The organism is Propioniciclava sp. (assembly GCF_036744435.1).
Taxonomy (GTDB): Bacteria; Actinomycetota; Actinomycetes; order Propionibacteriales; family Propionibacteriaceae; genus Propioniciclava.
Genome location: NZ_DAIOIA010000169.1, coordinates 1 through 4,616, shown reverse-complemented (window position 1 = coordinate 4,616; position 4,616 = coordinate 1). Strand labels below are relative to the sequence as shown.

Below are 4,616 nucleotides of genomic sequence, written 5' to 3'. Positions count from 1 at the left end.
GCACGTCCCCGAGTGGGAGGGGGATCCCGACGCATGGTTCATGGATTACCGCAATGCGGACGGCTCGCTGGCGGAGATGTGCGGCAACGGGGTGCGCGTGTTCGCCCGCTATCTGGTCGAGCAGGGGCTGGTCGCACCCGATGCGCAGGAGATCGCCATCGGTACGCGCGCCGGTCTGCGCACCGCACGCCTGCTGCCCGACGGACGGGTACGCGTGTGGATGGGCCGCACCGACACGAGCGGTCCAGCGGTGGAGATCCGGGTGGGCACTCGGGTGTGGCCCGCGGCACCGGTCAACGTCGGCAACCCGCATGCGGTCGTGGTCGTGCCCGACCCCGAGCAGGTTGCCGGACTCGACCTGACCCAGCAACCGAGCTGGGAACCACGAGACGCCTTCCCCTGCGGCGTCAACGTCGAGTTCGTCGCGCCAGTGGGGGAGCGTCACCTGCGGATGCGGGTGTACGAGCGCGGGGTCGGGGAGACGCAGAGCTGCGGAACCGGCACCGTGGCCGCCGCACGGGCGGCTGCGGCAGCGCAGGGGGAGACGGACGGGCTCTGGAGGGTTGAGGTCCCCGGCGGTGCGGTGGACGTCGAGCTTGCCGGCGACGAAGCGTGGCTGACCGGGCCGGCCGTGATCGTGGCCCACGGCGAGCTGGAATGGCCGTCGGCCGAGGGTCGACGCGATGAGGAGAGCGATGACTGAGCATCACTACGAAGACACCAGCGACGACGTCGACGGGCAGCAACTCGACCTCGTCGAGCGGTTGTCGCTGCGCCGCGTCCCCGGGATGTCGACGCAGTTGGCGGACATCTCCGAAGTCGAGTACCGCGAGTTGCAGCTGGAGCGGGTCGTCCTGGTCGGGGTGTGGACCCACGGCAGCGAGGACGACAGCGACAACGCGATGGCGGAGCTGAAGCTGCTCGCGGAGACGGCCGGCTCAGAGGTTTTGGATGGGCTGGTGCAGCGCCGCAGTTCTCCCGACCCCGCCACCTACATCGGGCGCGGCAAGGTCGACGAGGTTCGCGAGGTCGTCATCGCCACGGGGGCCGACACCGTCATCATGGACGGGGAGCTTGAGCCGGCTCAGCTGCGCAACCTAGAGGATCGGGTCGGGGTGAAGGTGATCGACCGCACCGCCTTGATCCTCGACATCTTCGCTCAGCACGCCAAGTCGACCGAGGGCAAGGCCCAGGTCGAACTCGCGCAACTGCAATACCTGCGGCAGCGGCTGCGGGGCTGGGGCGGCAACCTGTCTCGCCAAGCGGGCGGCCGGGCGGCCGGCGGCGCCGGGATCGGCGGACGTGGGCCGGGCGAGACGAAGATCGAAACCGACCGTCGCCGGATCCGCACCCGGATCGCGCAGTTGCGCAAACGCCTCCGCGACTTGGACGGGGTGCGCGAGACCAAACGCGCCGAGCGTCGCCGCAATCGGATCCCGTCGGTGGCGATCGTGGGCTACACCAACGCCGGAAAGAGCTCCCTGCTCAACCGGCTGACCGGCGCGGGGGTGCTCGTGGAGGACGCCCTGTTTGCCACGCTGGACCCCACCACCCGACGCGCCGAGGCCGCCGATGGCCGCGTGTTCACCCTCACCGACACCGTCGGATTCGTCCGTCATCTGCCCCACGACCTGGTCGAGGCGTTCCGCTCGACCCTGGAGGAGTCCGCCGAAGCCGATCTGCTCGTGCACGTGGTCGACGCGAGCGACCCGGATCCGGCGGGGCAGATCACCGCGGTGCGCACGGTGCTCAACGAGATCGGGGCTGGTTCGATCCCTGAACTGATCGTCTTCAACAAGATCGACCTCGCTGACGAATCCGCCCTGCTGCCCCTTCGTACGCTGGCCCCCGAGGCCGTGTTCGTCTCGGCCCGCACGGGTGAGGGCGTGGCGGAACTGCGTGCGTGCGTGGAGGGACGCCTCCCGCGTCCTGCCGTGGAGATCCGTGTGCTGATCCCGTACGCCCGCCATGAACTGGTCGACCGGATCCACAAGGCGGGGGAACTGCTGAGCTCCGAGCACACGGCCGAGGGAACGCAGGTGCACGCCCGCGTCAACGAGGATCTCGCCGGCGAGCTCGCGCCCTTCCGGATGACCCCGACCGTCGCCGAGGGAGGCCCTCATGCCTGACTCGCTGCCGTTGTGGCACCTCACCGAGCGGCGCGTGTGGACCGAAGCGCTACGCGAGGGCGCCTACCCATGGTCGACGCGGGGGGTCTCCTTCGAGGATGAGGGCTTCGTGTATTGCTGCTATCCCGCTCAGATCGCGACGGTGGTGCGCGCCGTCTATGGGAACGCCCCGGAGCCGCTGGTCGTGGTGGAGATCGCCCGGGGAGGCCTGGGCTCGGTTCCGGTACGACTCGAGGCCGACCCTGCCTCGGGGGTGCGCTACCCGCACCTGTACGGCCCTCTGCCCCTGCGCGCGGTCGTCTCGGTGTGTCCTGTGCACGTCCTGGCCGACGGCGAGGTCGGTATCGGAGAGCCCGAGCAGTCGCCTCGTGGCTGAGCGCAGCCTCAGCCAGCAGATCCTGGACGCGGCCGTGGCCGGAATCGAGGGCAGCGAACGTCCAGGGCAGGATGCGATGGCGGCGGCGATCGATCACGCCTTCGCCAGCGGAGAGCACCTCTTGGTTCAGGCGGGGACCGGCACCGGTAAGTCGCTCGGCTATCTGGCGCCATCTCTGGCGTATGTGTCCAGCAATCCCCATCAGCGCGTGGTGATTGCCACGGCGACGCTTGCGCTGCAGGCTCAGCTGGCGCACACCGACATCCCGGCTGCGGTGACCGCCGCCGAGAAGGTGACCGGGCGCCGCATCACCCACGCGATCCTGAAGGGACGCACCAACTACGCGTGCCTCCACCGGGTCATCGAAGGGGCGGGGGCGGAGCAGGATTCCCTGCTGGGAGGCGCGGAGATGGCCACGGAGCTGCGTCGCTCCCGCGCCGACGCCACGTCTGTGCTGGGCGCCGAGGTCCTCGCCCTGCGCGAATGGGCCCGCGAGGAACTGGACGCAGAGGGCGGCGGTGATCGCGACGATGCTCCCACGCACACGGCGGCAGCCTGGGCGCAGGTATCGGTCCCGGTCCGGGAGTGCCTGGGGGCCCAGCAGTGTCCGTTTGGAGACGTGTGCTTCGTGGAGCGGTCCCGTGCTCGCGCCCGTGAGTCGGACCTGATCGTCACCAACCACGCATTGCTCGCGATCGACGCCATGCACGGCAACACCGTCCTGCCCGAGCATGATCGGCTGGTCATCGACGAGGCACACGAGCTGACCTCGCGCGTGACGGGAGCCGCCTCACACGAGTTGAGTCCTCAGCAGGTCGAACGGGTGGCGCGACGGTGCCTGTCCTATGTGGATGACGATCTGGGGATCGAGTTCTTGGATCTGGGAGAGACGCTCAACGAGGTGCTGGAGAAGGCGCCGCTGGAGCGGATCACCGACCCGGATTCGCCCGCGATGGCGATCGTGGCACGGATCAGGGATGCGGCCCGTCGCGTCGTCAGCCAGGTCAAGGGCGACGAGCCCGAGGCCAAGCAGGCGGCCGCCGCGGCCAAGGAGGTCTTCGACGTCGCCGAGGCGATGGCGGCCATGAAGGACACCGACGTGGTGTGGGTCAGCGAGCGGGAGCGGTTCGGACGGTGGCTGGTGTGCGCCCCCTTGGACGTCGCGTTCCTGCTGCGTGACCGCGTCCTCGCCGAGACCCCCACCATCTTGACGTCGGCCACGCTGACGCTGGGTGGTCAGTTCGAGGCGGCGGCGAACACCGTCGGACTGCGTCGCAGCGAGCGTTTGGAGGGGGACGCCGAGGCCCCCGCCGAGGGTGAGGCGTGGCGGGGCCTCGACGTGGGGTCGCCGTTCGACTATGCCCACCAAGGGATCTTGTACGTGGCGGACCGGTTGCCGGCGCCGGGTCGCGAGGGGATCTCGGGCGCGGCCCTGGCGGAGCTGGCCGAGCTGATCTGGGCTGCCGGCGGCCGGACGCTGGGCTTGTTCGCCTCGCAGCGCAATGCGGAGGCAGCCGCACGTCACTGCCGCACCGAGCTCCCTCACCACACGATCCTGTGTCAGGGGGACGCGCAGCTCAGCGAGCTGACCAAGCGCTTCATCGCGGAGCCGGAGACGAGCCTGTTCGGCACCCTCTCGTTGTGGCAGGGGGTTGACGTTCCTGGGGAGACGTGCCGCTTGGTGGTCATCGACAAGATTCCGTTTCCGCGACCCGACGACCCGCTCATGCAGGCGCGTCAGGCGGCCGTGAACCAGTCCGGCGGGAATGGTTTCATGTCGGTCGCCGCCAGCCATGCCGCGCTGCTGCTGGCTCAGGGGAGCGGGCGGCTGATCCGGCGCGTGACCGACAAGGGCGTCGTCGCGGTGTTGGATCCCCGGCTGAAGACCGCTCGTTACGGCAGCTTCCTGCGTGCCTCGCTGCCGCCGTTCTGGTCGACGACGGATCCGGAGATCGCGGTGTCGGCATTGCGGCGTCTGAATCCCGACGCGGTGGCCTGAGCCGCAGCGGTCAGACGCGACGCAAGACCGCGGTCACCTTGCCCAGGATGGTCGCCTGGTTGCCGTCGATGGGGGAGTAGGCCTCGTTGTGAGGCAGCAGCCACACCTGGCC

5 protein-coding genes are annotated in these 4,616 nt (G+C 69.6%); 4 read left to right on the top strand and 1 reads right to left on the bottom strand.

Features of this window, described 5'->3' with window-relative positions:
• The 4 genes from dapF to V7E09_RS14525 all read left to right on the top strand — a co-directional run.
• The coding region (dapF, locus tag V7E09_RS14540) for a diaminopimelate epimerase (RefSeq protein WP_324523611.1) at window positions 1-703 on the top strand (703 nt) is incomplete at its 5' end.
• Entirely contained in the window at window positions 696-2,129 is a 1,434-nt protein-coding gene (hflX, locus tag V7E09_RS14535; RefSeq protein ID WP_324511443.1) for a GTPase HflX, read from the top strand. The genes dapF and hflX, both read left to right, overlap by 8 nt.
• A complete protein-coding gene (locus V7E09_RS14530) occupies window positions 2,122-2,505 on the top strand; it encodes a DUF952 domain-containing protein (RefSeq protein WP_324511442.1) in 384 nt (127 codons plus the stop codon). Before hflX ends, V7E09_RS14530 begins: the two co-directional genes overlap by 8 nt.
• Window positions 2,506-2,581: 76 nt before the next feature.
• Complete coding sequence (locus tag V7E09_RS14525; protein ID WP_324511445.1) at window positions 2,582-4,504, top strand: ATP-dependent DNA helicase; 1,923 nt, start codon at window positions 2,582-2,584, stop codon at window positions 4,502-4,504.
• A 10-nt stretch (window positions 4,505-4,514) separates the two neighbouring features.
• Here the strand turns inward: V7E09_RS14525 and V7E09_RS14520 are convergent.
• Window positions 4,515-4,616: LexA family protein (locus tag V7E09_RS14520; RefSeq protein ID WP_442956900.1), on the bottom strand; the 102-nt coding region annotated here is incomplete at its 5' end.